This window comes from Streptomyces sp. G7(2002) (assembly GCF_028870195.1).
Classification (GTDB): Bacteria; Actinomycetota; Actinomycetes; order Streptomycetales; family Streptomycetaceae; genus Streptomyces; species Streptomyces nigrescens.
In genome coordinates, this window is record NZ_CP102609.1 from 322,135 (window position 1) to 349,000 (window position 26,866).

The window sequence follows — 26,866 nt, forward strand, 5'->3', positions numbered from 1 at the left end:
CTCCCCGCGGGTTTCAGCCCTTGCGGGGGTAGAAAGCACCCTCGGCGACGCCGTCGGATGTGCAGTCCGTGTCGCGGTAGCGGTCGATGAAGGTGCCGGTGAGGCCGGTGAACGCGTCGTAATTGTGGTCCAGGGGCAGGTCTTCACCCACCCTGAACCGCAGCTGCACGTGGACGGACTCGCGGGGCTTCAGCGTCTTCGGGCCGGGGACGGTGCCGCCGGCTTTTCCATCGGCCTGGCGCAGCGTCTTCCATGCGCGCTGCGAGGTGTCCCAGTACTGCAGATCGCCGTACGGGCTCAGGTCGCGCTCGCCCTCGTTGTAGACATAACTGCCCAGCTGGGCGCTGAGTTCGAACGACTTCAGCTCCTTCGCGGAGGAATTGGTGAGCGTGGCGGTGTAGGTCGTCCAGTGAGTGCCGAGAGTGATCGACTCGGGTATGCCGAACGAGCGGCCCACTAAGGCGTTGTTGTGGTACTGCCCGTTGCTGACGTCGTAGCACGTCGGGATTTCCGCGGCAGGGGCCGCCTGGGAGGCGGGCGCGGCGGCGACCACCACGGGGAGCAGGGCGGCCGTCGCGGCCGAGACAGACAGGATGCGTCGCAGTTTCATGAAGATCTCTTTCCTGGTTCTTCGGACCCTTGGAGCCTTTGTTTCCAGTGTCACTGAGTTCTCAGGCCGTGGAACCTTGGGTTATTGGGTTCGTGGGTTCTTGGGGAATGGTTGGGCTCACGCGGTGATGTCCGTGGCGCCCGGACCGGCCACGCCCTTCCGGCGGCGGCGCACGCCGATGACCGCACCCGCGCCGGCCACCGTCGCGGCTCCGCCGGCGAGAGCGATCGCCGGGAGCGCGGACGAGGAGCCGGTCGCGGCGAGCTGGGCGCCGCCCTGCGGGCTGAGGCCACCGGAGGAATCGGAACCACCCGTACCACCGCCGGAAGCGGCGCTCTGGCTGCTCTCGGCCGTGCCACCCGGCTTGCCCGGCTCACCCGGCTTGGCGGTCGGGGGCTGCGTCGGCTTCGCGCCCGCGGGGAGGAGGGTGAAGTCGTACCAGGCCTCCTTGGCCGATCCACAGGAACCGTCGCGGTTGCGGTGGTCGCCGGCGGCGAGCGCGTACCCGGCGCCGGGCTTGGCGTCCTTGACCACGCGGGTGCGCAGTTGGAGCGTGATGCTGCTGCGCGGCCCGACGGCGAAGAAGCCGAAGAGGTCCTCGGGCTCCGCGTCATGGAAGGTCTTCCACCGCCCCGTCTTGGCGTCGCGGTACTCGGTCTCCAGCTCCCACTCCGGCCGGTCGACATCTTCGGCGGAGGACACACGCAGGAAGGGCTGGACCTCCTCCAAGGGCTTGCCGGTGGTGTTGGTGAGCGTCATGGAGAAGGGGGTCCAGGCGCCGCCCGCAGTCAGCTGGCGCGGCAACCCGTGGACGGCCGCTTGCAACTGGTCGGACTCGAACGCGCAGGACTGACCCGCACCATCGGCATCACCGGCGTCCTTGCCTCCACCGGTGGCGCCACCCGCGCCGGTGGTCCTCTCAGTGGTCCCGTCGGCGGTCCCGGCGGCATCGGGGGAGGCGGGCGTGCGGGGACCGGCCTCGGACACCGGCTCCGTTGCGAACGCGGCCGCGGGCGCGGCCAGTACGGCCGCGGGCGTTAATACGGCCACCGCTGCGGCGGCCGTCAGTGTGCGGCGAATCTTCATCCAGCAGACCTTCCGTATCCCAAGTGCCGGCTGGGCGGCACAGGTTGACGTTCGTCATGTTCAGGTCGTGCATGACTCATGGTGTGCGTGAGTGCGCATGCGTAGATGCGCACATGCGCACGCCTTCGCCCCATATAGGAGGACTCGCACCGCGAAAAGGTTCCACACTCAAGTCACTGAAGTGGCGCACAGGGTGACGGCGACGCGGCATCGCCACCCGATACGAGAAGACCGCCGCCTCCTACGAAGCAGCGGTCACACTCGCGTTTCTCCTGCTCTGGGCAAGATCCTTTTGAAGACGGACCCCAGGGGAGACACTCCCTGGCCGTCGGCGGTCACGCGCTGGTCTGCACCCCCGCGTTGACGAGAATCTCGCGCGCCGACAGGGCGGTGCTCTGGGCGGCGGTCAGACCGGAGGCCGCAAAGTGCGCGTCCACGATCCGCAGTCCGGCCGCGTATCCGGCGAAGTCCGGGAGCCCCACAGGCTGTTGCCCCAAGAGCTGCGCGGTGGCATCGCCCAGCACATACGCGGTCAGGTTCTGCATCCCCGCCACGTCGATGTCGGCTGTGATCCTTTCGTAGGCGCTGTCCAGCGCGGCACCGGTCACCGCCTGCGTCCAGTGCCCCATGCCCTGCTCGCCGGCGAGTTCCCGTACGAACGCCTCGGCCAGCCCCTCGGCGACCACGTACTCCCCCAGCGTGACGGTCATCGGGTTCCAGACCACATTCGCGTAGCGCACGTTGTGGTGGAGCTCGTGCGCGGCACAGTTGCCGATCTGCTCCAGGCTCGTGTCGGTGGGCCACATCACCAGATGGATCGCACCCGGGAACCCGCCCATCCCGAAGTAGCCGTTGCTGCGGACCCGCAGATGCTCGTCGTCGGGGTCGCCGAGTACCAGGACGACGTGCACGGTGTCGGCGTGCTTGATGCCCGGTGCCGCGCCGCTGATCCGCTCCCACGCGGCGGTGAGAGAGTCCTCGACGCGATTCCACACCCCCGCGTCCTGCATCTGACGCAGGGCGGACAGGTACCGCGGGTCCTCCCGGTCGAGCCGGAAGCCACTGCCCTGCTGGTGTATCTGGACCAGATCCATGTCACCCGCCACGGACATCGCGCTCTGGAGCGGGCTCAGTATTTCCCGGAGGGCGTCGGGCCGCTCCTCCAGCGGTCGCTGCAGGAGGTCGAGCATGGCGGACGCCGTGTCATGAACAACAATCTTCATGACTCGGACCGTAGGACCTCCCGTTACGGGAGGTGCAAGCCGTATTTACGGGGCCGGCACCGGCGGAGCGTCCGCCCCCGTCGCTGTGGCTTTCCGGCTGCGCCTGATCTCCACGCATGGTCACTGCGCCAAGAGCCGGGTCACGGTGCCGGAACCGGCGGCACGACTGTGGTGGCGGAAGGCGAATCGCCGGCCTTCTTCGAGGGCGAGGGGCTTGTCGAGTGTGATCGATACCGTGGCTTTCCCTTGCGGAGGGACCGCGTCGAGGCCCTGCGGCAGCGTCACGGCGCCCCATACAGCAGCGGTGTGCACATGAAAGAGCAAACGGTCACCGGGCAGGATGTCCCGACCGCCCTCTTCTTCGGACAGCAGCTTGATGTCCGCCGTGAAGTACGTGTGAGCACCCATCGAGCCCGGCGCAGCCACCACGTGTCCTCGCCTGCCGTCGCACACCCTTGCTCCGCGCATGACCAGGCCCACATGCATGCCCGCGCCGGCCTGGTTGACGCGTTTTCCCAGCGCATCGATATCCGTCACGACGCCGCACCCGCCGCCGTCCAGGCCGACGATTTCTACCTCGTCGCCCTTGCGGACCTCCCCCCGCTCGATGGCACCTGTCCACAGGACCGCCCTGCCCTGATGCAGGGAGAAGACATCGGAGATGGGCATCAGGAAGGGCGGCGGCGGCTGCAACTCCGGCAAGATCACGCGGTCAGCGCCCTTCGTGCCGTGCCGACGTCGGTCATGAAGTCGCGCACCTGTGGCTCACGGCGCCAGCGGGCCAGTGACCTGCTGTAGACCTGCAGATAGTCCATGCCGCGGACGCTGCCCAGGCGTGTGAAGATCTCCAGGGACTGACGTCCCATGTGGAGGCTCTGTCCGAGGTCGCCGTTTTGGGCGTGTGCCGAGGCCAGTACGGAAAGGCGGACGGCCCGGGAACGAATGAATTCGCTGCCCGGCATTCCGCCCATGGTGTGCCAGGCGAACGTCGCCCGGGGGTTTTCCAGGTCCCTGAAGACCTCCGCGGCATCGGTGATGATTCTTGACTGAGTGAAGAAACCGATCCAGGCCGGCCCTGCTCCGTCCGCTCCTCGTTCCTGGAGGCGCTCGGCGTGTGCCAGGCAACTGCTCGCCGCTGCGGGGTCTTTGGCGCGGGCGTGGGCCCGTGCCTCGATCAGCTTCGCGAACCCCGCCACCCGTGGTTCGAGCCGTCGGTCCCGCTGAAATGCCCCTTGCGCCATATCGATCGCCTCTGAGGTGAATCCGCACATCAAGGCCTGCATCGCCATGGTGCTCAGGATGTAGGAACCGAGTTCGGCGTCCCCGCCGGCACGGGCCAACCGGAGCGCCTGGATGAAATGGCGCTGGGCGGCGTGCTGCTGTCCCGCGTCGAAGGCCGTCCAGCCCGCCAGTCGCGCTAACTCCGCGGTGACCCGGAAGAGATCTTTGCCGACCGGCTCGGAGTAGCTGCCCTTGAGGAGAGGCGCGACCCGTTCGTACAGGTACTCGCTGAGCGACTTCGATTTCCATCCGGCGCCGCCATACCGGGAGTCCCACACACGGGCGGCGTCGGCGGCCTCCTGCAGCTCGGCGATATGGCCGCGGCCGACCGCCAGACCGCTGCTGCGCGCCTGGGTCTTCTCCACCGGATCTACCAGCCATCGCGTTACGGGTGTGGCAAAGGCCGAGACGGCGAATGCCTGCTGGGTGAGGAACTGACGGCGGTTCACAGCGCTCCAATAGTGTGCAGCTTCGTCGAGTGCGTCGCCCTGACTTCTGGCGAACTCCAGGCCCGCGCGCCTCATTTCCGGCGCATCCGCATCCTGCATTCCGATATCGCGGACGGTTAACGGTCTTCCTAATGCCTCGGAGAGGGCGAGGCAAATGTACTGGGGAGTCGGCCACTTGGGGACCATTCCCCGTCGGCACCAGTTCGCCACCGATGTGTGGGTGTACTGGCTGGCTATCCCGTCCCGATGGGAAAGTTCGTTCACCCGATGAGCCAGCCTCTTGTGGCTCAACGCCGATTCGCTGATGATCCGTTCCAGGGGTTCGTTGCCCCGGCGCGTCACTGTCTCCTGAGTGTGTGTCATAGCCACCCCCCGTGAGCTGGAGCATACCCAGGGCCGAGGCCCGCGTACCCGCTTCGCAAGCCATGAGCCCCCTCATGAGCCCTGCTGCTCCTGCCCGGCACCGGCTTTCATGACGAGTACAGAAACCACTCACGGATTTCGCGACCATGGCGAGATTGGCGGCCGGCCATGCACAGTCTGCTGGAGATGTCGGTGACACTGAACCCCGCATCCATGATCGAAATTCATATCCCCCTCGGCGTGATACTGCTTGCCTTTTTCCGGTCGAAGCGGAGTGATTAGCGCAGGTATGAGCGGAGGTATGAGGGCAGGTGCTCCCGGGCGTATCGCTCCTGTGCGCCCGGGACTTGCTGCTGGGGCTCCGAGTGAAGGGGTGGGGCGGCGCGCGTGCGGGGAATCAACGCTCCCACGGGGACGGTGAAAGCTAGGGGCAGGCAGATTTCTCTCAGGCGACCCAGTGCGGTTGTCGGGTGGTGGATGTCTGCGAGAGGCCGTCGGCGAGGGCGGTGGCCATGCGGTGTACGGCCTCGCGCAGGGTGTCGGGCGGCGTGGTGTAGGGGATGCGGAGGCGCTGTTCGAAGAGGCCCGGGTCGGTGGCGAAGTAGGCGCCGCCCTCGATGCGCACGCCGTAATCCAGGGCCCGCTCGGCCAGCGCCGAGGCGATGGGTTCGCCGAGGTCGACCCACAGCGAGAGGCCGCCGGGCGGCAGTTGCCAGGTCCATTGCGGGGCGTGCTCGGTGAGTGCCGTGGTCAGGGCGGCGCGCTGTCGGCGCATCTGTTCCAGGCGGGGCGGCAACAGGTCCCCGGCCCGCGCCAGCAGGGCGAGGGCCAGCAGTTGGTCCAGGACCGAGCCGCCCATGTCGGTGGCGACCCGCTGGCCGGCGAGTTCGGTGACGAGCCGCGCGGGGGCACGCAGCCAGCCGATGCGCAGACCGCCCCAGTGGGTCTTGCTCATCGAGCCGATGGTGATGACCTGGCCGGTGCCACCGGGCGCGGCGTGGGACGCGAAGGGCGGCGGGGCGGGGACGTCGAGGGCGAGGTCGGCCAGGGTCTCGTCGATGACCAGCCAGGTGCCGGAGCGTTGCGCGGCGCTCAGCACGCGGACGCGCTCGTGCTCGGGCATGAGGAGTCCGGTCGGATTGTGGAAGTCCGGTATCAGATAGGCGAGTTGAGGCACCACCTGCCGCAAGGTCGATTCGATGATCTCGATATCCCAGCCGGTGTCGGTCACCGGGACCGACACCGTGCGCAGCCGGCCGCGGCGCATGGCGTCCAGAGCGTTCGGATAGGACGGGTTCTCGACCATGATCCGGTCGCCGGGCCGGCTCAGCAGCCCCAGGACGAGGGTGAGCGCGTGCTGGGCGCCGGAGGTCACCAGGATCTGTTCGGGCAGGGTGGCCAGTCCCCGCCGGGTGAAACGCTCGGCGATGGCGGCACGCAGTTCCGGGAGGCCGTAGGGGTGGTAGCCGGGAGTGTGTGCGTGCTCGGCCAGTTGCGGGGCGATCTGGGCGAGAGCGTCGGTGAGTGTCTGCTCCGGAAGTCCGGGAGCGGCCCTGGCCAGGTCGATCGCGGTGTCCTGGGGGCCGAGGAGACGGGTGATGCCGCTGGGAACTCGGCCGTCCGGCAGGGCCGTCCAGGTACCGGAGCCCTGGCGGCTGTGGGCGTAGCCGCTCTCGCGCAGCAGGTCGTACACGGCGGTGACGGTGGCCCTGCTGGTGCGGAGCGCGGTGGCCAACTCCCGTTCGGCGGGGAGTCTGACATGCAACGCGATGCGGCCGTCCAGGATGAGCGCGCTGATCGCCCGGGCCAGGTGGCGGTAGGCGGGCCGTGTTCCCGACGGGTCGGGCAGCATCGCGGCGAGCTGACGGCTTCCCAGGGCCCGGTCGGTGCGATCCGCCCTGTCCACGGGACGGATCGGATTCGGGTCCGCCATACCACTCTCCCCGGATTGGCCGTGTTACCCAGACCAATCACTGTACAGAGTCGCCGTATTGGCCTTGGCCTTGGCCCTGACCTGGACCTGGACCTGGACCTGGACCTTGGATCTGGGCCTTGCCAATGACCTTGGAATTGGCCTTGAGCACACACAGCACAGAGAGCGCTCGGCGCGCACCCGTGGAGGCGACTGGGGATGCAGCAGGACAGCACGAACCACTACGGGCGCGAACATCTGCGCCGCCGCGAGGAGCGCCGCGCGAGTGCCCCACCGGAGAAGGGCGCCGGGCCCACGCGACTCATGTCCCGTACGCGCCCGTCATCGCCGCTCCCACTCACCTACGTCCCTGTCGGTGAGCGTCCGCTGCGGCGCCTTCCCCAACTGCTCGTCGGCCTCGCCCTGTACGGATTCAGTCTCTCGGTCATGATCAGGGCCTCGCTGGGCGTCAATCCCTGGAGCGTCCTGTACGAGGGACTGGAGAACTACACCTCTCTGAGCTTCGGCACGATCAGCGCCGTCGTGGGGGTGCTCGTGCTGCTGTTGTGGATCCCCCTCAAACAGAAACCGACACTCGGCACCGTCGCCAACATCCTCGTCCTGGCGTACTCGTCCGACCTCGGTCTCTCCCTCATCCCCCAGCATCTCGGGCTCCCCACCCGGGCCGGTCTGCTCGTCGGCGGTGTCCTCCTCAATGGACTGTCCGTCGCCGTCTACGTCGGCGCCCGCTTCGGACCGGGGCCCCGGGACGGGCTGATGACCGGTGCGTCCGCCGTGACCGGGCGTTCCATTCGGCTGGTCCGCACCGTGATCGAGATCGCCGTGCTCGCGGTGGGCGGGCTGCTCGGTGGGAGCGTGGGCGTGGGCACCGTGCTGTACGCCCTCGCGGTCGGCCCGGTCACTCAGTTCTTCCTGCCCTGGTTCGCCTACCGGAGCACACCGGCGCAACCCCTCCCCCATGGCCGGATGCCGCGCGCGGGCAGCCGAGGATGCGGCAGGCATACAGGGGCCGGGCGGCCGACGGGCTCTCCCCTCCTTGAGCCGCAGGTCGGGGCCGCGTGCCGGGCCTGTCACGGCGGATGTGAGGATTGCCGTCATGAGTAACAACGTGTACTTCGACATCACCATCAACGGCGACCCGGCCGGCCGGATCGTCTTCACCCTCTTCGACGACGTGGTTCCCAAGACCGCGCAGAACTTCCGCGAGCTCGCCACCGGCCAGCACGGCTTCGGCTACGAAGGATCCGGCTTCCACCGCGTGATCCCCGACTTCATGCTCCAGGGCGGCGACTTCACCGCCGGTAACGGGACCGGCGGCAAGAGCATCTACGGCGAGAAGTTCGCCGACGAGAACTTCAAGATCAAGCACACCAAGCCCGGTCAGCTCTCCATGGCCAACGCCGGCCCGAACACCAACGGCTCGCAGTTCTTCATCACCACCATCGTCACCGACTGGCTCGACAACAAGCATGTCGTCTTCGGCGAGGTCGTCGAAGGCATGGAGCTCGTCAGGAAGATCGAATCCCTCGGCTCGCACGGCGGCGCCACCAAGGCCGACATCGTCATCGCGAAGTCCGGTGTGATCGGCGCCTGACACGGTCAGGCACTCAGCGGTCAGGCGGCGTACCAGCCCGACCAGCGGGCCACCTGGATCTCCACCACGGGGCCTTGCGGGGGGCGGTCGGCGTAGTTCTGCCGGTACTTGCGCGTCAGCAGGGTTACGTAGCGCGCCGAAGCCGCCGACCGCTCGGCCGGTGGCAGCACGGCTGCTGTCCCGTCCGCCCGCGCCCACCACAGGCGGTCCCAGTCCTCGTCATAGCCGTCGACGAGGAGGCAGACCTCAGGGTGGGCGCGGATGTTGGCCAGCCGCTTGAGGTCGGCCGAGCGCTTCGGTTTGTGGTCCACGGCGAAGACCACGGTGTCACCGGTCAGGGCGAAGACCGCGGGCACCAGGTGCGGGCGGCCGGCGTCGTCGACGGTCGCGAGGCGGGCGATCCGGGCCCGGGTGAAGCACTCCCGGGCCCGGTCGCCGGTCATCCTCGGCACCGCGGCGCCCGACCGCTCACCGGAAGCGTTTCGCGACGTCGGAGAGCCGGTCCAGGTACGACAGGGTCTCGGGCTCCGGCAACGTCGGGAGGTAGAACAGCAGGCGCTCCACGTCGAGCTGTGTGTACTGCTCGATGATCTCGGGCTCGTCCGCGACCGCGTAGACGGTCACCGGTACGCTACGGCCCGCGATGCTGCGCAGCCGGTCGATCTTCGGCCCCAGCTCTTGGGGCGGCAGGCTGTTGGCGAGCCAGGCGTCGCCCAGGGAGGCCACCCGGTCGAAGGCCGCCTCGCCACCGCCCACGTAGATCGGCGGGTGCGGACTCTGGACCGGCTTCGGCCAGGAGTAGACCGGGTCGAAGTCGACGAACTCCCCGTGGAACTCGGCCTTTTCCCGCGTCCACAGCTCGCGCATCGCCCGCAGCCGCTCGTCCACGAGGCGGCCCCGGGTGCGTGGGTCGGTGCCGTGGTTCTCCATCTCCTCCCGGTTCCAGCCGACACCGATCCCGAAGACGGCCCGCCCGCCGGAGACCAGGTCCAGGGAGGCCACCTCCTTGGCCGTGATGATCGGGTCCCGCTGGGCCACCAGGGCGATACCGGTGCCCAGCAGGATCCGCTCGGTCACCGCGGCGGCCGCGCTGAGCGCGACGAACGGGTCGAGGGTGCGGTAGTAGATCTCGGGAAGTTCGCCGCCACCCGGGTACGGCGAGCGGCGGTCCACCGGGATGTGGGTGTGCTCGGCGATGAGCAAGGAGTCCAGCCCTCGCTCCTCGACGGCGCGCCCGAGCGCGGCGGGCGCGATGCCCTGGTCGGTGATGAAGGTCGACACTCCGAACTTCACAGCGGCTCCCTCGGATTCCGGGTACTCGGGTTTGCGGCTTTGGGGGTGTGCGGGCACTCGGGTTTGCGGGTTCGTCTCATCGCCGGTTCGTGGGCCCCACGCTCGTGGGCCCGGACCGCTCCGGCGAACAGGCCCCAGGGCCAGGTACCCGGATCGGCGCCGCTACAACAATCCGTGCGGCCGACCGGGCGATCACCGGCAGGCCGTACGGGGCGTTTGGGGCGTACGGGGGGGGGCGGGGCGTTCGGGATGGTCGGGATGGTCGCTGTTCGTGGGTTGATCAGCCCTCTGCGGCCCGAAGAAGGAGAAATCCACGTGGCCGAATCTGCTCGTGTTCTGCGGACCGGCGGCAAAGGCTTTGCGACGGCCTACTTGGTCGGCGATATGGTCGCCGGGCGAGTGCGGGAGGACGTCCTGCTTTCCCCTTCACGCATTCTCGGGGGCTCATCTCATCCCGCTCAGAAGCGCGCCTGAGGTGGCACGGCCTGCCCCAACCACCCCCACAGGAGAGAGGCAGCTTCCGCACTATGACCGCAAACGCTCCCGGACGACGAGTCACACCGCAGGGACCCTGGAACGACGGCGGTGTCGTGGTGATCACCGGCATCCAGGCAGCCGGCAAGTCCACGGTGGCCCAGGCGCTCGCCGAACGCTTGCCCCGCTCCGTCCACCTGCGCGGTGACACCTTCCGCCGCAACATCGTCCGGGGTCAGATCACCATGACGCCCGACGCGGAGAAGCACGCCGTCGCCCAGCTCGAACTGCGCTACCGGCTGACGGCACACTGCGCCGACGAGTACGCACAGGCCGGCTTCACCGTCATCGCGCAGGACATCCTCATCGGCGAATACCTCGCCGAGATGACCGGGTTCATCAAGACCAGGCCGCTCGCGGTCGTCGTCCTGCTCCCCGACCCGGCGGCGGTCGAGGCGCGCGAGGTGTCCCGCCCCAAGACGGCGTACGGGCCCGACTGGACCGTGCGGGACCTGGACAAGCTGATGCGGACCGATACGCCCCGGGACATCGGACTGTGGCTGGACACCTCGCAGCAGACGGTGGACGAGACGGTCGACGAGATCCTCAGCCGGGCCTGGACCGAGGGTGCCGTCGTCTGACGGGCGTCTTGCGGTTCCCGGCTCCCGGCGCCCGCTCCCGGGGCCGGTCTCCGCTGACGGTTTCCGCGGGCCGGTTGCCGCGGACGGCTCCTGCGGGCCGGCTTCCGCGGGCCCGGCGGCGAGCAGCCAGAACGAGGAGGCCGCGAGGAAGTCCGCTCAGCGGCCCAGGGAAGCCGGGGAGGGTGGCACGCGCAGTACGCCGTAGACGGACCAGGCCACCGAGACCATCGGGACGGCGACGACCGCTCCGAGCACGCCCGCGGTGACGCTGCCGCAGATGACCGTGAGTGCCACCACCACCGGGTGCAGCCGGACCGCCTTGCTCATCACGAGGGGGTGCAGCACATGGCCTTCGATCTGTCCGATGACCACGATCAGCAGCACGACGACGGCGGCCACCAGGGGGCCCTTCGCGGCCAGCGCCACCACGGCGGCCACTGCCAGCGCCACGGGTGAGCCCACCAGCGGGATGAAGGCGGCGAAGAATTCCAGCACGGCCAGCGGAAGGGCGAGCGGAATCCCCAGGGCGAAAAGCCCCGCTCCTACAAGAACGGCATTGATGGCGGCCACCACCACGATGCCGCGGGTGTAGCCGGTGAAGGTGATCCAGGCGGCGCACCCGGCGGCATGCACGGTGTGACGCCCGCGTACCGGCAGCTGGCCGCCGAACCATGTCCACATCCGGTCGCCCGAATGCAGAAAGAAAATCGAGCAGAACAGCGCCAGTACCCCCACCGTCAGGACGGCCACCACCTGGCCGACGCCGCTGAGCGCGGTGCTGATCAAGGTGGCGCGATGGCTCGTCACGAACCGCGACAGCCGGGCCTGCAGATCGGAGAGCGCCCCCGGACGCAGATGGACCGGCGGCCCTTCGAGCCACCGCTCGATTCTCTGCACGCCGCCGATGAACTCCCGGCGCAGTCCGTCCCACTCACCTGCGACGGTCGCGCCGATCAGGCTCAGGACGGTGAAGAGGAGCAGGATGCCGACCAGCAGGCCGACCGTGACCGCCGCCGATCGTGGCATCCAGCGGCTCAGCAGACTGACCGCCGGTTCCAGGAGGGCCGTCAGCACCAGGGCCAGGAAGACCGCCAGTGTCACCAGATGGAAGCGTCCCAGCGCCGCGAAGATCGCGTAGGCGGCCGCCCCCACGATGATCAGGCGCCAGGCGTACCCCGCCGCCACCCGCAGCGTCGGAGAGACCTCGGCACCCTCCCCCGTCACACGGGCCGGCGCACGCCCCCTCTCCCGGCGCACGCCCAGGGCCCGTACTCCTCGGGCGGTATGCCGTGCAGTGCCCCGGGGCCGCCGGGGCCCGTTCCTGTGGGCGTCGGGGGAAAGCCCGCGCTCCCCGCCGGATCGGTTCCGCACTTGGCCCGCCACCGCCTCCCGCCCCTCCCGTGACCAGCGCCGGGAGGGGGACGACTGCCGCGCGCGAGGCTGGTGCCCACCCTCGGCGCATACCCAGAGGTGGTATCACCGCGGAGCGGTCTTCGAACGTGTGCGGGCGTGCATTCCCCCAATTGAGCAGGCCGTCGTCGCGGTCACCGAAGGCGTCTCACCGCCCCGCCGCAGAAGCGGGCAAGAAAATCTTCGGCCGGTCGTGTCACGGTGTCGATTCGGGAGGGGGCCGTTCGTATAGAGGGTGAGAGGCCGGGACAGCACCGGCCGAGCGACCGGCCGAGGAGGCACTCCATGACGCATTACCTGCTCAGCATCTACCAGCCCGACGGGCCCCCGCCGCCGCCGGAGTTCCTGGAGCCGATCATGCGGGATGTGGAGGCCCTGAACGACGAGCTCAGAGCAGCCGGCGCCTGGGTGTTCGCCGGGGGTCTGCACCCGCCGGGCACGGCGACCGTGGTGCGGCAGAAGGACAACGAGATGCTCACGACCGACGGCCCGTACATCGAGGGCAAGGAGCACATCGGCGGGTTCACCGTCATCCAGGCCCCGGACCTCGATGCCGCGCTCGAATGGGGCCGCAAGCTCGCCCGCGCCACCACCCTCCCCATCGAGGTCAGGCCGCTGCAGCACGGCTCCTGCGGGTGACTTCCGGCATGCCCAAGGCGACCGCAGCCGAGGTCGGGCGCGTGTTCCGGGAGGAATACGGGCGTGCGGTCGCCGTCCTGGTCCGCGTCTTCGGTGACATCGACGTCGCCGAGGAAGCGGTCCAGGACGCCTTCTCCACGGCGGTCGAACGCTGGCCGTCCGCCGGGCTGCCCCCGAGCCCGGCAGGATGGATCATCACCACCGCCCGCAACCGTGCGATCGACCGGCTGCGCCGGGAAGCGTCCCGCGACGACAGACACGCGCAAGCCGCTCTGCTGCACGCCGGCGGCGAGCCGGCCGAGGAGGGACCCGTGCGCGACGACCGGCTACGCCTGATCTTCACGTGCTGCCATCCCGCGCTCGCCCCCGCCGCCCGGGTCGCGCTGACGCTCCGGCTTCTCGGCGGGCTCACCACCGCGGAGATCGCCCGCGCCTTCCTGGTCACCGAGCCGACCATGGCGCAACGGCTCGTCCGGGCCAAGGGCAAGATCCGCGACGCACGGATCCCCTACCGCCTCCCGGCCGACGCCGACCTCCCGGACCGCCTACGGGCCGTACTGGCCGTCGTCTACCTCATCTTCAACGAGGGCTACACGGCCAGCTCGGGTGAGTCACTGGTGCGCGAAGACCTCTGCCGGGAGGCGATCCGGCTCGGACGGCTGCTCACCGAGCTCCTGCCCGACGAGCCCGAGGCCGTGGGGCTGCTCGCCCTGATGCTGCTGACCGAATCGCGGCGCGCCGCCCGTACCGGCCCGGACGGCGACCTCGTGCTGCTGGCCGACCAGGACCGCAGCCGCTGGGACGGCACCCTGGTCGCCGAGGGCCAAGCCCTCGTCCTTCGGTGTCTGCGGCGCAATCGGCCCGGCCCCTATCAGGTCCAGGCGGCCATCAACGCCGTCCACAGCGATGCACCGACCGCGGCCGACACGGACTGGCGGCAGATCCTCCAGCTGTACGACCAGTTGCTCGCTCTCGATCCGAGCCCGGTCGTGGCCCTGAACCGCGCCGTCGCGGTGGCCGAGGTCGAGGGGCCGGAGGCGGCGCTCGCCCTCGTCGACAGCCTCCCTCTCGACCGGTACCACGTCTTCCACGCCATCCGTGCCGATCTGCTCCGCCGCCTCGACCGCAACGCCGAGGCGGCCGAGGCCTACGAGAAGGCGCTCGCCCGCACGGACAACACGGCTGAACGCCACTTCCTTCAGCGCAGTCGGCAGGCACTCCCCCGGGATTGACGAGGACGGTGTGGTGGGGAGGGAGCCGGGCGAGCCCTGAATGGTGCGACGGGCGGGACCTGAATGGTGCGAGTGGGGAGCTGTCGGTCGGCCCACGCGTCCGTGCGGCCCCGACGACGACGCCATCCCCGAGCGCGCCCTCGCCGTGCTCGAGGCGGCGAGCGGGCAATACCTCGAAGGGGTGACCCGTGCTGTTCTAGTGCGCCTCAACGGCGAGAGACCAAGCGCTCCTTGACGTTCACCGGCCGCTGGAACGTGTGTCCACAATCTGCCCCCGGAGTACCCGTTACGGGGTGCGTATGGGGCCGTTCTTTAGAGCGTCTGTGCCCCTTACGCGTCGCTCCGCAGGAGTCGTGAACCTCGTGCCCGCCCCTGTGTACTGTCCGGCCTCGTTCGAATCACTGCGGTCCCGGCCACCCGGGTCCGCCCTGCGGTTGACGCCCCTCGGTCCCTTGGCCACCCGCGCACGACCAGCCAGTGGGGACGGCTCGACCATCCCCCAGACCGGTGGTCGCCGACTTGCAGAAGGAGAGCAGCAGTGGTGAGAACGCGACGTCGTCTCCCCCGGAGTGAGAAACGTCAACAGGTGCCCGACGAGGCAGAAACCGGCGGAGAGGAGCTGCAATTCGTCGACCGGACCGGCAGCAGGGAGAGAGCCGGACAACAGATCAGGCTGGCGGACATGGCGCGCCGACTGCCTCGGCTGGTGCGCCGTTCGGTCGCGCTGGCCTGGAGCATCGACCGCTGGGCATGTCTGGGGCTGCTGGTCTGCCAGGTCGCCTCCGGCGCGATGCAGGCGCTGGGTCTCCTGGCGGTCAGTGGCACGATCGCGGCCCTTTTGGCCGGCGGAGACATCTACGGACGTCTGCTGGCCGCCTGGCCGTCGCTGGTGATGCTGGCCGGCGCGGCAGCGGCCCGGGCTCTGCTCGGCATCACCGTGGCCTGGCTGTCCTCGCGACTGGGTCCGCAAATGAGCCGTGAGGCGGAACTCGGTCTGCTGCGGGCGGTCACCGAGGTGGAGTTGTCCGCCTACGACGCCCCGGGCTTCAACCATCGCAAGGAAGCCGCCGAACGGGGCGCCGAGGTCGCCCAGGACCTGGTCACCGAGGGCCAGGACCTGATCGCCTCGCTTGCCTCCCTCATCGCCGGGGCGGGCGTCCTGACCGCGCTGCATCCGGCGCTGTTACCGCTGCTGGCGCTGGCAAGCTTCCCGCAGGCGGTGGCGCAGATCAGCGCCGCTCGCGTGCGCTACCTGGCGCGGCTGCGGTCCAACGGCGACTACCGGCTGCTGTCGATCCTGCGCTGGCATGTGGGCGACCGCTACGCGGCGGACCAGATCCGCGCCGGCACCATGTCGTCCTTCCTGGTCGGCCGTTACCGGCACATCACCGATCGCATCAACCGCGCCGACCGGCGTGCCGCGGACACCGGGGCACGGATGTCCGTGCTCGGGGCGCTGTGCGGAGGAGTCGCCTCGGCGGCGGTGTGGGCGGCAGTGGTGTGGCTGCTGGCCACCGGCCGGATGAGCGTCGGGCACGCCGGCACCGCCGTCTTCGCCTTGCAGACGGTCGGGATGGCGCTGCGTGGTCTGGTCGTCGGCGGTGCCCGCATCATGCGCACCGGCCTGTACATGGACGACTGGTCCGCTTTCCTCAGGGAGGCCGGTGGCTACCGTATGAACCGCGGCGCCACGGTGCCCGGGCCGCCGCAGCAGATCACCGTGCAGGATCTCGTCTTCCGTTACGAGGAGGCGGCGAACGATGCGGTGCGGGGTGTGTCCTTCACCCTGCGCCGCGGCGAAGTCGTCGCTCTGGTCGGCTACAACGGCAGCGGCAAGACCACCTTGGCCAAGCTCCTGAGCGGTCTGTATCTGCCCACCACCGGCTCGGTCACCTGGGACGGCGTCCCCACCGGCGAGCTCGATCCGCAGGCCATGTGGTCCCATGTCGCCCTGGTTCCGCAGGACTACGCCCGTTGGCCGCTCACCGCCAGGGAGAACATGACCCTGGGCCAGCCCACCTCAGGCGGTGACGCCGATATCCATGCCGCCTGTGCCCGGTCGGGCGCCGACGAGGTACTCACCGAGCTGCGGTCCGGGCTGGATACGGTGCTGGCCCGCGACTGGCTGGGGGGACAGGAGCTCTCCGGGGGCCAGTGGCAGCGCATCGCGCTCACGCGTGCGTTCTACCGCCCGGCCGGGCTGCTGGTCCTTGATGAGCCGACCGCCGCCCTCGACCCGCTGGGCGAGCACCGCATCTTCGCCGGTCTGCGCAAGCTGGCCGCGACCCGCGCCGTGGTCCTGATCACCCACCGGCTGACCAATGTCGCCTGCGCGGACCGCATCCTGGTGCTGCACAAGGGCCGCATCGTCCAGCAGGGCACCTTCCCTGAACTGGTCGCGGAACCCGGGCCGTTCCGGGATCTGTGGGCCTACCAGCACACCCGCGAAGCGGCAGACCCGGCCGCCGACGGACGGTCCGCGGATGACTGCGCGCCCTCAGCTCACCCAGCGCCCGGGGTGCCGGTGCCGGTACCCGCGCCCCAGCCGGCACCGCATGGAGACACCGTTCCGCGTACGAGAAAGAGCACGGAGGGCGAAAGGACCTCGGCGTCCGCAGAAGCGGAGACGGATGCGGATGCGGAGGCGGAGGCGGAGGCCCCATAGGCTCCGCGGCCTGCCCCCACTCATGTTTGCTGCCACGCACCGGACCGGACGACCTGCTCGGTCGGTGTGGCCGGACGGCCTGCGGGATGGCGTGGCCGGACGGCGTGGCCGGACGGCGTGCCCGGCGTGCCCCAAGGGACTCCCAGATGTACCGAGACCAGCGGCCCCCACGGCGAGGTGTGTGACCCGGCAGCGCTGCGGCTCAGTGACGGGAGGGCAGAGCGGGCGCGCCGTGGGGAGGGGGCAGTGGCCACCGAGCAGGGCCGGCGGTGCAGGGCGTCAGGCCGGTGCTGCGGTGAGGGACGGGCGGGGGGTGGGTGAGGAGGTGGGGGTGGTGGTGTCCCGGAGGTTCTGGCATTCCTCCGTCAGGTGCGCGAGGGCAGCGGTGAGGGCTTCCTCCGCCTGGTCGTTCGGTGGGGTGTCCGGCAGCACGGTGACGGACAGTTGGCGCAGGAGTTCGGTGTGCGCGGCCAGGGCCTGGCGGGTGCGGGTATCGGTGTGGTCGGTGAGCAGAAGACGTGCGGCGGTATTGGCGGCGCGCAGTCGGGGCTGGTGGATACGGCGGTGGGAGCGGGGAAGGGCGCGCCAGGCCGTGTTGGCGACGGTCACCAGGCGCCAGATCTCGTTGTCGGCGGGCTCGGTGTCGTAGAACCGCAGCCCGTAGCGGCTCACCAGCCAATAGGACGTGGCCAGGACGAAAGCGGTGGCGGTGTCGAAGGCCAGCCAGAATCCGAGCAGATGGGGCTCGCCGCAGGCGGCTCGTACCGCCAGGGCCGCCCCCGCTCCGCCGGCGCCGAAGAGCAGGGACGCGGCGAGCAGAAGGAGGAGCGCGGCCGGGAGGGCGCCGATGCCGTTGGCGCTGTCGAGGCGCGCCATGCCCTTCCAATGGGGCGCGAGATAGCGGGCGTAGCGGACCCATCTGGGGGCGGGTTCGATCAGGGCGATACGTCCGGCCCAGCTGACGCTCTGCGGTCTCACGGTGCTGTTGATGCCCGAGGTCGGGCTGCTGCTGCAGGGAATCACGTGAGCGACAACGAGCAATAAGGGAAAACGCGACAGGCCAAGTGGAGGTTTAAGGCGCAGATTCCTCCCTCCGGCCGGGCGCGCGCCGCATATCCCTGAATGCGCCGGTGGCATACCCGGTCGATCATCCGATACATACACGGGGTGGACGCTCCCCCGGCCGACGGCCCAGATCGGCTGCGCCGCGGACGGGAAGCCGGTCGGGTGGGTGGGCTAAGTCGGCCGTGTGGGCATGCCGTTCGCGAGAGCAGGCACGCAGCCTGCTGTACGTCGAGCACTCGTCAGCGGTGACTCTTCGTGCCTCCCGATTCGGGCGCAGCCACCCGGTCAATTTCAGGCCACTCGGCCGATGAACACCATGGCGATCAGCAGCACCATCAGAGCCCCCAGGCCGATGACACCCGCCCGGGCGCCGCCCCGGGGAAGGAAGATGCCCACCACCGTCCCCAGCGTGGTCGCGGGCACCACGTACCAGGCGAGGGTGATCAGGACATTGACGAACCGCGGGTTGCGGACACCGTCTTGGCACGTATCACAGGCGATGGCGAACAAGGGACCGATGACCCCCACAACGAAGCCCGCCGCCAGCACTCCCATCGCGAGAACGGCCAGCCAGCCCCAGTCGGCAACCGTACGCCGAGGACGGAGGGCGGCGGGCTCAAGGGAAGCAGGGGAAGCAGGGGAATCGGCAGCGTTGCCGGAGTTGTCCATGCCAGAGAGGCTAGGAAGCCTGCTGTCGACCGGCATCCGACGTCGTACTCAGATCACCATCAGCGGCGTCTGAGTAGCACCGACGGCTGTGACGGCGGACGAACCACTACTGGGGCAAGTGCGGGCGGTCCGCGTCTCTTCGGCCACGCCGGTGCCTGACCCCGTACACGGGATTACTGCATTTCTCAACTTTGAGAAAGGTATTGGATGTGAGATCGTGCGCGCATGGACACGGTCGACCTGCTCCTGCATCCGGTGCGGCTCCGCGTCGTGCACGCTCTGTCCGGCGGGCGGACGCTTACGACCTCGCAGTTGTGCGCCCTTCTGCCCGACACCTCGAAGGCCACCGTGTACCGGCACGTGGGTCTGCTCGCCGACGGCGGCCTCCTCGAGGTGGCCGGCGAACAACGGGTGCGTGGCGCCGTCGAGCGCCGGTACCGGCTGCAGCGCGCACGGGCGGTGATCGACGCCGACACCGCCGCGGCGCTGTCGGCGGAGGACCACCGGCGAGCGTTCGCCGCGGCCATGGCCACCCTGCTGGCCGAGTTCAACGCCTATCTCGACCGGGACGGTGCCGACCCGAGCGCTGATCTGGTCGGCTACCGCCAGCACGCGCTCTGGCTCAGTCAGGACGAACTCACCGAGATGATCGGTGAGATGCGCGGCGTGATCGTGTCCCGGATGGGCAATGAACCCGCACCGGACCGCACCCGGCACCTTCTCAGCCCGATTCTGTTCCCCACCGAGGAGCCGCCCTCATCCCTTGCGGACGAAGGGCCGGACCACGCCGCTGAGCCCGGTATCTGACACACCGGGCAGCCCCTCCATGGGGCGATGATGCTCAGCAGGCGCACTGAAGTGCGCTTTGAAGTGCGGCGGCCCCGTGCGGTTCAGGGTGAACCTGCTCCCCCTGGGTCACCGGGCCCGTGGCGCTCTTGCAGGGCAGGGAGGTTACGGCCAGTGTGGTCGTGCCCGGCCGGCGGCCGTCACCGTCGGCAGGTTCCGTCACACGGTTGGAGTGAGCGTGGCTTCCTTCGTACTGCCCCATGTCTTGCACGGCGCGGGATCGCACAAGGTCATCGCCGTGCACGGGTGGTTCGCCGACCGGTCCGCCTTCGACCCGGTCAGGGCGGATCTCGACCGGGACGCGTTCCAGTACGCGCTGGTCGATCTCCGTGGCTACGGGGAGGCGAAGGACGCGGCCGGTGCGTACACCACCGGCGAGGGGGCGGCCGATGTGCTGGCGCTCGCCAACCGTCTGGGCTGGGACCGGTTCTCGTTGATCGGCCATTCGATGGGCGCGAGCGTCGTCCAGCGGGTGCTGGCCGCGGCGCCGCGACGGGTGCGCCGGATGGTCGGCATCTCGCCGGTCCCCGCCTCCGGTCTGCCGCTGCCGCCGCAGCAGTGGGAACTGTTCTCCTCCGCGGCCCACACCCCGGAGAACCGGCGCGCCATCATCGACCTCACCACCGGCGGGCAGCGTCCGGCCGCCTGGCTGGACCGGATGGTGCGGCGGTCACTGGAGTGCAGCGATCCGAAGGCGTTCCGTTCCTGGCTGGACTCCTGGTCCGGGGAGGGATTCGCGGCCGAGGTCGAGGGCTCGGCGGTGCCCGCGCTGGCGGTGACCGGCACGCTGGATCCCGCGCTGAACGCCGAGCTGACACGTCAGACCTGGATGCAGTGGTACACCCGCAGTGAGCTGGTCGAGCTGCCCTCGGCAGGGCACTACGCCATGGACGAGACGCCACTGGAACTGATCCGGGCCGTCGAGGACTTCCTGCGCGCCGACGAGGGCGGAACGGCGGCCGGATGACCGTGCCCGCAGCCGGTGCCGCGGACCGGAAGGTGCCGGACGTCTTCGACCCGCGCGGGTACGCCGACGGGCTGCCGCACGCGGCGTACCGGCTCTTGCGTGACCGGTATCCGGTGGCCTGGCAGGAGGAGCACGAGGTGCTGGGCTGGCCCGCCGGGCCGGGTTTCTGGGCGGTCACCCGGCACGAGGACGTCGTACGGGTCCTGAAGGACGCCCGCACCTTCTCCTCGCACCTGGGCGCCACCCAGATCCGGGACCCCGACCCTGCCGACCTGCCGTTCATCCGGCGCATGATGCTCAATCAGGATCCCCCGGACCACGGGCGGCTGCGCCGTTCGGTCAGCCGTGCCTTCACCCCTCGCCAGGTCGACCGCTTCGGCACCGTCGTACGCGAGCGGGCGCGTGGTCTGCTGACGGCGGCGGTCGCCACGGCACGCGCCGGGAACGGGGTGTGTGACCTGGTCACCGCGGTCACCGATGACTTCGCGCTGCTCAACCTCGCCGATCTGCTCGGTGTGCCGGCCGCCGAGCGCGGGCTGCTCCTGGACTGGACCCGGCGTGTCATCGGCTACCAGGACCCGGACGAATCAGGCCCGTCCGCATCCGGCCCGGACGGGCGGCCCGCCAATCCACGCTCCCCGGCGATGCTCCAGGACATGTTCGGCTTCGCGCGGGAGCTGGCGGCCCACAAGCGGCGGTATCCGGACGACGATGTGATGACGGTGCTCGCCTCGGACCCCGAACTGGCCACGCCCGAGCTGGAGATGTTCTTCTTCCTGCTGACCATCGCGGGCAATGACACCGTACGCAGCGCGGCCCCCGGCGGACTGCTGGCACTGGCCCGGCATCCGGACGCGTACCGCCGGCTGCGCGCGGGCGCCGTGGGGATGGCGACAGCGGTGGAAGAGCTGCTGCGCTGGCATCCGCCGGTGCTCAGCTTCCGCCGTACCGTGGCCCACGACACCGAAATGGCCGGCCGCTCCCTTCGCGCCGGCGACAAGGTGGTGGTCTTCCACGGTTCGGCAAATTTCGACGAGCGGGTCTTCACCGCCCCGCACCGGCTGGATCTCGCCCGGTCCGCAAATCCCCATGTCTCTTTCGGCGACGGTCCGCATGTCTGCCTGGGGGCACACCTCGCCCGGCTGCAGTTGCGGGTGTTGTACGAGGAGACCTGCCGACTGCTGCCCGCTCTGGCGGTCGCCGGTCCGCCGCGGCGGCTCGTGTCGAACTTCATCCATGGCCTGAAGTCGCTGCCGCTGCGGCTGGTGGACGTGCCGCCCGGGGAGTAGGGCCGCGATCGGACGGGAGGAGAGCCGGTGATCACTGTGGAGACGCGGCGCTGACCTCCGGTGCCGGCTGCAGCAATGCGGCGGTGAGGGGGTGTCGGGGGGCGGTGAGCAGTTGGCCGGTCGGGCCTTGTTCGACGAGGTGGCCGTCGTCGAGGACGGCGATACGGGTGGCCAGGGTCGCGGTGTCGCGGTCGTGGGTGATGAGGACCAGGGACATCTCCGGGTGGGTCCGTACGAGGTCCGCGAGGAGCGTGCGGAGGTTCCGGCGGGTGACGGAGTCCTGGCCGGAGGTGATCTCATCGCAGATCAGGACCCGGGGGCGGGCCAGCAGGGCGCGGGCCAGGGCGGCGCGCTGGAGTTCACCGCCGGAGAGCTGCGCGGGCCGGCGGCGAACAAGGTCACCGGAAAGCCCGAGGGTGCTCAGGGTGCGCTCGGCCTCGGCCAGGGCCTCGGGCCGCGGGACCCGGCGCAGACGGATGGCGCTGCGCATCACCTGGCCGAGGACCGGGCGGTGTTCGTCGAAGGCGGCTCGGGCGTCCTGGAAGACGTACTGGACCGCGGCCAGTTGCTCGCGTGTGCGGTCGCGGAGGCTGCGGGGCAGGGCGACGCCGTCCAGCAGGACCTCGCCGTCGTAGCTCCGGTGGAGACCGGCCAGACAGCGGGCGAGAGTGGTCTTGCCGCTGCCGGAGCGGCCCACGAGGGCCGAACAGCCGGGCGGGAGAAGCAGCTCGGGGGTCTGCAGGACGGTGGACCTGCCATGGCGGGCGGTGAGGCTCCGCACCTGGAGTACCGCCTCGGCGGCTGCCGGCCCGGAGGTGGTTTCGCCGGCCGGTGTCCCGGCGTCCGTGCTCGGGGCGAGCGGGCCGTCCGACGGCTCGGCGGGGGCAGCAGTGGTGAGGAGTTCCCGGGTCCACGAGTGCTGAGGGCTGCTCCAGAGCTGTACCGGCGGGCCGGATTCCACGATGCGGCCGGCGCGCAGGACATGGACGTCGTGGGCCAGGGCGCGGACGACCTCCAGGTCGTGGCTCAGGAGCAGCACCGCGATGCCCTCCCGGGCCACGGCGGCCAGTTGGTCGGCGATCTGCTGCTTCGTCACTGCGTCCTGGCCGGTGGTCGGTTCGTCCGCGATGAGGGTGCGGGCGCCGGTCAGCAGGGCCTGGGCCAGGACGACGCGTTGCTGTTGGCCGCCGGAGAGCTGGTGGGGGTAGCGGTCCAGCAGGGTTTCGCCGTCGTGGAGCTGGGCCTGCGCGAGCGCGCGCAGGATGCGGTGCCGGATCTCGGACCGGCGGGCACGGCGGGGCAGATGGCTTACGTGGGTGCGCGCGATGTCCTGGAGGAGGGCGGCGACCGGCCGGGCGGGGTTGAGCACGGTGGCGGGGTGCTGCGGTACGTAGCCGACGAGGGTGTCGGGGGTGTGCACCTGGCCGGTCACCCTGGCGCCGGGCGGGTATTCGTTGAGCAGGGCGAGTCCGGTGGTGGTCTTGCCGCTGCCGGAGGCTCCGATCAGGGCGGTGATCCGGCCGGGTGGCACCCGCAGACTCACTCCGTCGACGAGGGCCCGGCCGTCGATGTCGACGCGCAGGTCCTGGACCCGAGCGCCCTGGCCCCGGGCCTCGGTGGGCTGGTCCTGGGCCTCGGTGGGCTGGTTCATATGCACGGGTCGCTCTTCTCGTCTCGCCCGGTCCCGGAGGGCGTGCCGTCGGCGGGCAGCGGTGCAGGGGTGCGGACGGGCCGGGGTGCACGGTCCCGTCCCGGCGTTCGGTCGCGGCGGGTGAGGGCGGCGTCGAAGAGCAGGTTGGTGCCCATGGTCAACGCCATGATCAGTACGGCGGGCAGCACGACGGCCCAGGGCTGGACGAACATGCCCGTCCGGTTGCGGTCGACCATCACCGCCCAGTCGGCGGCGTCCGGTTCGGCGCCGACGCCGAGGAAGGCTGCCGTGGCGACCAGGTACAGCACACCGGTGAGCCGGACCCCGACGTCGGCGGCGAGGGTGCGCAGGGCCGACCGGCCGACGTACCCCACGGCCGTCCGCCACCAGGTCTCGCCCTGCATCCGCAGCGCCTCGACCGCGGGCCGGGCGGCCGCTTCGGCGGTGGCGGCCCGGACCGCGCGGACCGCGTCCGGGATGTTGACCAGGGCCACCAGCAGCGCGAGGCCGCCGGCGCCGGGCGTCAGGACCGCCGCCACCAGCAGAATGATCAGCAGCGACGGCACGGCGAGCAGTACGTCCAGCGGCCGCATCAGCAGCTCTTCCAGCCAACGGCGGTGGGTCAGCGCACCGATGAGGCCCAGCGGGAGCGCCACCGCGTACGCGAGCGCCGTCGCCGCGAGGGCGGACAGGACCACCGGGCGGCCGCCGAGCAGCACCTGCTGCCAGACGTCCCGGCCGACGAAGTCCGTGCCGGCCCAGTGTCCGCCGCCGACGGTGAACGAGGGGGCCCGTGGTCCGGGCTCCCCGGCGAACAGCGGCCCGAACAGGGCGAGGAGCAGCGGGACGGCGATGACCAGCAGGGCGAAGGTGAAGCGGCCCGGACCGGATGCCGTACGGGGACTCACGCCGCCACCCCCGTCCGGGGCACCAGACGGTAAGTGGCCAGGTCCGCACCGAGGTTGAGGACGACGGCGGTGCAGCCGAAGACGACCGCCAGCCCCTGGATGACGGGGACGTCGCGTTCCGCCACGGCATTGATCAGGACCGTTCCGAGTCCGGGAATCACGAAGAGAGCCTCCACGACGATGACACCGCACAGCAGCCAGTCGACCGTGCGGGCGAGCTGCTGGGCGGCGGGCGCAAGGGCGTTGGGGAGGGCGTGCGTATAGCGGATGCGCGCGCCGGGGATGCCGTAGCGGCGGGCCTGTGCGACGTACGGCGAGGCCAGCGCATCGATCATCCCCGCCCGTACCAGCCGCGCCAGCGAGCACACCGGGCGGGACAGCAACACCAGTACGGGCAGCACCAGCGCCGCGGGATGGGCGAGCAGATCGTCGCCGTAGCCGACGGCGGTCGGCGGCAGCCAGCCCAGACGCAGCGCGAAGACCGTCACCAGCAGCACCCCGAAGGCGAACTCCGGTACCGCGTACACCCCCAGGGTCACCGAGCTGATGAGGCGGTCCACGAGCCGTCCTTCGTGGCGGGCAGCCAGGACGCCGAGGCCTCCCGCCAGCGGCACCAGCAGGAGCAGGGTGAGCGCGGCGAGCAGCAGGGTCGGTCCGAAGCCGTCGGCGAGGTAGGAGCTGACCGGGCGGCCCGAGGTGAGCGAGGTGCCGAGGTCGCCGTGCAGCAGCCCGGCCGTCCATGACGCGAGGCGTTCGTGGGCGGGCCGGTCCAGGTGCATGGTCTCCCGGATGGCCGCGATCCGGGCGGGGTCGGGCTGGTCGCCGGCGAGCGCCACCGCGGCGTCGCCGGGCAGCGCCTCGGTGAGGGCGAAGACGAGCAGCACGACGGCGACGGTCTGCCCGGCGCCGAGCAGCAGCCGCCGGGCCAGCCATGACCGCAGACCGTTCACGCGAGCCACACCTTGTCGAAGCGGGCCCAGTCGAGCGTGTTGGCGGGGGCCTTGTGTGCCACGCCGCGGACCGTGCGGGCGGTGCCCAGGATCCAGTCGGCGAAGCCCCAGACCAGGAAGCCGCCCTCGGCGTACAGCCGGCGCTGCATGCGCGCGTACACGGCGGCCCGGTCCTTCTTGTCCTTGGTGGACTGGGCCTGCTGGTAGAGCGCGTCGAAGTCCTTGTGGTGCCACTTGGTGGCGTTGGTGGTGGAGTCGGACAGCAGGCGCTGGGAGAAGTGCGACTCGATGGGCATCGCGCCGGAGCGGTAGCAGCACAGCGTTCCGGATTCGAGGGTGTCCTGCCAGTAGCTGTCCTTGCTGCCCATCGCCACCTTCACCCGCACTCCGGCCTTGGCGGCCTGGTCACGGAAGATGGCGGCGGCCTCGGTGAACCCGGCGGCGACGGCGGAGGTGTCCAGGGTGACCCGGAGTCCGTCGGCGCCGGCCTTCTTCAGCAGGTGGCGGGCCCGGTCCAGGTCCTGCTCGCGCTGCGGCAGACCGTCCGCGTAGTACTCGTACCCCTTGCCGAACAGGTCGTTGCCGATCTCGCCGGCGCCGGAGAGCGCACCGTCGACCAGTTCCTTGCGGTCGGCGAGGAGGAAGAACGCCTCGCGCACCCGCTTGTCGTCGAACGGCGCCCGGTCGGTCTTCATCGCGAACGCCTGCATGGCGCTGTTGCGCAGCCGGACGATCTCGATCTGCCCCTTGCCCTCGTGTGCGCGGGCGGTCGTCGGCGACAGCTCGTGGGCGTACTCGACCTGGCCGCCCAGCAGGGAGTTGACGCGTGCGGACTCCTCGTTGGCGACCAGGAATTCCAGCTGCTCCAGGTAGGGCGCGCCGTCCCAGTAGTCGTCGTTGCGCCGGAAGACGGCGGAGCGTCCGGGCGTGAAGGAGACGAAGCGGAAGGGGCCGCTGCCGACCGGCTTCGTGTCGAAGTCCGTCGCGCCGTCGGGGACGATATAGGCGCCGAACGCGGCCAGCAGGTTGGGGAATTCGGCGGTCGGGCGTTTCAGCGCGAACTCGACGGTGCGCTCGTCGACGGCGCGGCTCGCCTTGAGGTCGAGGGGCTCCAGGGAGGCCTTGGCGCGGAACGCCTTCTTCGGGTCGGCGATGCGGCGGAAGCTGTAGAGGACATCGCGGGCGGTGACCGGCTTGCCGTTGTGGAAGGACGCCTTGCGCAGCTTCACCGTCCAGCGGTCCAGGGTGGAGTTCGGCTCCCAGGACGCGGCCAGCCGCGGCTCGGCGGCGAGATCGGCACCGAAGTCGGCGAGCTTGTCGAAGAGGGCCTTGGCGCGGGCGGCGTCGGCGAAGAGGTTGGCCAGGTGCGGGTCGAGGGTCTCGCTCGCACCGCCGCCGGCGAAGGCGGCACGCAGCTTCCCGCCGCGCCGGGGCTTGCCGCCGCCGTCAGCGGCGCCCCCGGAGGGGCTCGTGCAGCCGGCGAGCGCGAGCGCGCCGAGGCCGGCCGCCCCGCCGGCCGCGGCGAGGAAGCCGCGGCGGCGCAGGCCGGGGAAGCGGGGGTCGTTGACGGGACCTTCGTACATGGCGGTTTCCTTGCTGTGCGCGGGTGGGTGGAAGGGGAGGCCGGG

Annotated in this window: 24 protein-coding genes; 9 read left to right on the plus strand and 15 right to left on the minus strand. The window is 70.3% G+C overall.

The features are described 5' to 3' along the window. Window positions 1-13: 13 nt before the first annotated feature. The 6 genes from NUT86_RS01400 to yczR all read right to left on the minus strand — a co-directional run bounded on the left by NUT86_RS01400 (window position 14) and on the right by yczR (window position 6,945). Window positions 14-610: a hypothetical protein gene (locus tag NUT86_RS01400; RefSeq protein ID WP_159491914.1), complete on the minus strand. Its 597-nt coding sequence runs from the start codon at window positions 608-610 to the stop codon at window positions 14-16. 117 nt (window positions 611-727) lie between these two features. Beyond that, complete coding sequence (locus tag NUT86_RS01405; protein ID WP_274732807.1) at window positions 728-1,696, minus strand: LPXTG cell wall anchor domain-containing protein; 969 nt, start codon at window positions 1,694-1,696, stop codon at window positions 728-730. 335 nt (window positions 1,697-2,031) lie between these two features. Continuing rightward, on the minus strand, window positions 2,032-2,919 hold the full coding sequence (locus NUT86_RS01410; protein ID WP_274732809.1) for a DUF2268 domain-containing protein: 888 nt from the start codon (window positions 2,917-2,919) through the stop codon (window positions 2,032-2,034). Between the two features lie 120 nt (window positions 2,920-3,039). After that, a complete protein-coding gene (locus NUT86_RS01415; RefSeq protein ID WP_274732811.1) occupies window positions 3,040-3,627 on the minus strand; it encodes an EF-Tu C-terminal domain-related protein in 588 nt (195 codons plus the stop codon). Further along, a complete protein-coding gene (locus NUT86_RS01420) occupies window positions 3,624-5,012 on the minus strand; it encodes a sporulation protein (RefSeq protein WP_266437698.1) in 1,389 nt (462 codons plus the stop codon). The genes NUT86_RS01415 and NUT86_RS01420 overlap by 4 nt, the downstream gene beginning before the upstream one ends. Before the next feature lie 445 nt (window positions 5,013-5,457). Beyond that, window positions 5,458-6,945 carry a MocR-like transcription factor YczR gene (gene yczR / locus NUT86_RS01425; RefSeq protein ID WP_274732814.1) on the minus strand — a complete coding sequence of 496 codons (1,488 nt, stop codon included), beginning with the start codon at window positions 6,943-6,945 and terminating at the stop codon, window positions 5,458-5,460. Between the two features lie 303 nt (window positions 6,946-7,248). Between yczR and yczE the strand changes: the two genes are divergently transcribed. Next, window positions 7,249-8,049: a membrane protein YczE gene (gene yczE, locus NUT86_RS01430; RefSeq protein ID WP_446750815.1), complete on the plus strand. Its 801-nt coding sequence runs from the start codon at window positions 7,249-7,251 to the stop codon at window positions 8,047-8,049. After that, window positions 8,042-8,539: a peptidylprolyl isomerase gene (locus NUT86_RS01435; protein WP_093635967.1), complete on the plus strand. Its 498-nt coding sequence runs from the start codon at window positions 8,042-8,044 to the stop codon at window positions 8,537-8,539. The genes yczE and NUT86_RS01435 overlap by 8 nt, the downstream gene beginning before the upstream one ends. A gap of 20 nt (window positions 8,540-8,559) precedes the next feature. Here NUT86_RS01435 and NUT86_RS01440 read toward each other — a convergent pair whose 3' ends face one another. Next, entirely contained in the window at window positions 8,560-8,982 is a 423-nt protein-coding gene (locus NUT86_RS01440) for a TIGR03668 family PPOX class F420-dependent oxidoreductase (protein WP_202465703.1), read from the minus strand. A 25-nt stretch (window positions 8,983-9,007) separates the two neighbouring features. Continuing rightward, window positions 9,008-9,832 (minus strand): LLM class F420-dependent oxidoreductase, encoded by an 825-nt coding sequence (locus NUT86_RS01445; RefSeq protein WP_159491900.1) that lies wholly within the window; start codon window positions 9,830-9,832, stop codon window positions 9,008-9,010. A gap of 527 nt (window positions 9,833-10,359) precedes the next feature. Here NUT86_RS01445 and NUT86_RS01450 point away from each other — a divergent pair. Next, window positions 10,360-10,947, plus strand: coding sequence for an AAA family ATPase (locus NUT86_RS01450; RefSeq protein WP_274732819.1), 588 nt, complete (start codon window positions 10,360-10,362; stop codon window positions 10,945-10,947). Between the two features lie 156 nt (window positions 10,948-11,103). On the opposite strand, the gene NUT86_RS01455 is transcribed toward NUT86_RS01450, so the two are convergent. Beyond that, window positions 11,104-12,171, minus strand: coding sequence for an AI-2E family transporter (locus NUT86_RS01455; protein WP_266437684.1), 1,068 nt, complete (start codon window positions 12,169-12,171; stop codon window positions 11,104-11,106). 471 nt (window positions 12,172-12,642) lie between these two features. On the opposite strand from NUT86_RS01455, the gene NUT86_RS01460 reads away from it, so the two are divergent. The 3 genes from NUT86_RS01460 (at window position 12,643) to NUT86_RS01470 (ending at window position 16,893) form a co-directional block, all read left to right on the plus strand. Then, complete coding sequence (locus NUT86_RS01460) at window positions 12,643-12,996, plus strand: YciI family protein (RefSeq protein ID WP_148592909.1); 354 nt, start codon at window positions 12,643-12,645, stop codon at window positions 12,994-12,996. 8 nt (window positions 12,997-13,004) lie between these two features. Beyond that, complete coding sequence (locus tag NUT86_RS01465) at window positions 13,005-14,228, plus strand: RNA polymerase sigma factor (RefSeq protein WP_274732824.1); 1,224 nt, start codon at window positions 13,005-13,007, stop codon at window positions 14,226-14,228. 586 nt (window positions 14,229-14,814) lie between these two features. After that, a complete protein-coding gene (locus NUT86_RS01470; protein WP_274732825.1) occupies window positions 14,815-16,893 on the plus strand; it encodes an ABC transporter ATP-binding protein in 2,079 nt (692 codons plus the stop codon). Between the two features lie 279 nt (window positions 16,894-17,172). Here the strand turns inward: NUT86_RS01470 and NUT86_RS01475 are convergent, their stop codons facing one another. Together NUT86_RS01475 and NUT86_RS01480 are read right to left on the minus strand one after the other, a co-directional pair. Further along, window positions 17,173-17,871 (minus strand): hypothetical protein, encoded by a 699-nt coding sequence (locus NUT86_RS01475; protein WP_159491890.1) that lies wholly within the window; start codon window positions 17,869-17,871, stop codon window positions 17,173-17,175. Between the two features lie 378 nt (window positions 17,872-18,249). After that, window positions 18,250-18,627 (minus strand): hypothetical protein, encoded by a 378-nt coding sequence (locus NUT86_RS01480; RefSeq protein WP_159491888.1) that lies wholly within the window; start codon window positions 18,625-18,627, stop codon window positions 18,250-18,252. A 225-nt stretch (window positions 18,628-18,852) separates the two neighbouring features. Between NUT86_RS01480 and NUT86_RS01485 the strand changes: the two genes are divergently transcribed. The 3 genes from NUT86_RS01485 to NUT86_RS01495 all read left to right on the plus strand — a co-directional run bounded on the left by NUT86_RS01485 (window position 18,853) and on the right by NUT86_RS01495 (window position 21,729). Beyond that, complete coding sequence (locus tag NUT86_RS01485; RefSeq protein WP_159491886.1) at window positions 18,853-19,434, plus strand: helix-turn-helix domain-containing protein; 582 nt, start codon at window positions 18,853-18,855, stop codon at window positions 19,432-19,434. A 217-nt stretch (window positions 19,435-19,651) separates the two neighbouring features. Further along, complete coding sequence (locus tag NUT86_RS01490) at window positions 19,652-20,440, plus strand: alpha/beta fold hydrolase (RefSeq protein WP_274732827.1); 789 nt, start codon at window positions 19,652-19,654, stop codon at window positions 20,438-20,440. After that, window positions 20,437-21,729 (plus strand): cytochrome P450, encoded by a 1,293-nt coding sequence (locus tag NUT86_RS01495; protein WP_274732830.1) that lies wholly within the window; start codon window positions 20,437-20,439, stop codon window positions 21,727-21,729. Before NUT86_RS01490 ends, NUT86_RS01495 begins: the two co-directional genes overlap by 4 nt. Before the next feature lie 31 nt (window positions 21,730-21,760). Here the strand turns inward: NUT86_RS01495 and NUT86_RS01500 are convergent, their stop codons facing one another. From NUT86_RS01500 to NUT86_RS01515, 4 genes are read right to left on the minus strand one after another with little or no spacing between them, the layout of a single operon-like run. Continuing rightward, window positions 21,761-23,380, minus strand: a complete 1,620-nt coding sequence (locus NUT86_RS01500; RefSeq protein WP_274732832.1) for an ABC transporter ATP-binding protein — start codon at window positions 23,378-23,380, stop codon at window positions 21,761-21,763. Then, window positions 23,377-24,288 carry an ABC transporter permease gene (locus NUT86_RS01505; protein ID WP_274732834.1) on the minus strand — a complete coding sequence of 304 codons (912 nt, stop codon included), beginning with the start codon at window positions 24,286-24,288 and terminating at the stop codon, window positions 23,377-23,379. Before NUT86_RS01505 ends, NUT86_RS01500 begins: the two co-directional genes overlap by 4 nt. Beyond that, complete coding sequence (locus NUT86_RS01510) at window positions 24,285-25,238, minus strand: ABC transporter permease (RefSeq protein ID WP_159491878.1); 954 nt, start codon at window positions 25,236-25,238, stop codon at window positions 24,285-24,287. The genes NUT86_RS01505 and NUT86_RS01510 overlap by 4 nt, the downstream gene beginning before the upstream one ends. Next, window positions 25,235-26,821, minus strand: coding sequence for an ABC transporter substrate-binding protein (locus NUT86_RS01515; RefSeq protein ID WP_274732835.1), 1,587 nt, complete (start codon window positions 26,819-26,821; stop codon window positions 25,235-25,237). Before NUT86_RS01515 ends, NUT86_RS01510 begins: the two co-directional genes overlap by 4 nt. Window positions 26,822-26,866: the final 45 nt, after the last annotated feature.

Coding starts and splice junctions, on each gene's coding strand:
- NUT86_RS01450 (WP_274732819.1), top strand. CDS start 10,360: ATGACCGCAAACGCTCCCGGACGACGAGTCACACCGCAGGGACCCTGG.
- NUT86_RS01435 (WP_093635967.1), top strand. CDS start 8,042: ATGAGTAACAACGTGTACTTCGACATCACCATCAACGGCGACCCGGCC.
- NUT86_RS01515 (WP_274732835.1), bottom strand. CDS start 26,821: ATGTACGAAGGTCCCGTCAACGACCCCCGCTTCCCCGGCCTGCGCCGC.
- NUT86_RS01500 (WP_274732832.1), bottom strand. CDS start 23,380: ATGAACCAGCCCACCGAGGCCCAGGACCAGCCCACCGAGGCCCGGGGC.
- yczR (WP_274732814.1), bottom strand. CDS start 6,945: ATGGCGGACCCGAATCCGATCCGTCCCGTGGACAGGGCGGATCGCACC.
- NUT86_RS01460 (WP_148592909.1), top strand. CDS start 12,643: ATGACGCATTACCTGCTCAGCATCTACCAGCCCGACGGGCCCCCGCCG.
- NUT86_RS01440 (WP_202465703.1), bottom strand. CDS start 8,982: ATGACCGGCGACCGGGCCCGGGAGTGCTTCACCCGGGCCCGGATCGCC.
- NUT86_RS01480 (WP_159491888.1), bottom strand. CDS start 18,627: ATGGACAACTCCGGCAACGCTGCCGATTCCCCTGCTTCCCCTGCTTCC.
- NUT86_RS01485 (WP_159491886.1), top strand. CDS start 18,853: ATGGACACGGTCGACCTGCTCCTGCATCCGGTGCGGCTCCGCGTCGTG.
- NUT86_RS01420 (WP_266437698.1), bottom strand. CDS start 5,012: ATGACACACACTCAGGAGACAGTGACGCGCCGGGGCAACGAACCCCTG.
- NUT86_RS01405 (WP_274732807.1), bottom strand. CDS start 1,696: ATGAAGATTCGCCGCACACTGACGGCCGCCGCAGCGGTGGCCGTATTA.
- NUT86_RS01410 (WP_274732809.1), bottom strand. CDS start 2,919: ATGAAGATTGTTGTTCATGACACGGCGTCCGCCATGCTCGACCTCCTG.
- NUT86_RS01495 (WP_274732830.1), top strand. CDS start 20,437: ATGACCGTGCCCGCAGCCGGTGCCGCGGACCGGAAGGTGCCGGACGTC.
- yczE (WP_446750815.1), top strand. CDS start 7,249: ATGTCCCGTACGCGCCCGTCATCGCCGCTCCCACTCACCTACGTCCCT.
- NUT86_RS01400 (WP_159491914.1), bottom strand. CDS start 610: ATGAAACTGCGACGCATCCTGTCTGTCTCGGCCGCGACGGCCGCCCTG.
- NUT86_RS01465 (WP_274732824.1), top strand. CDS start 13,005: ATGCCCAAGGCGACCGCAGCCGAGGTCGGGCGCGTGTTCCGGGAGGAA.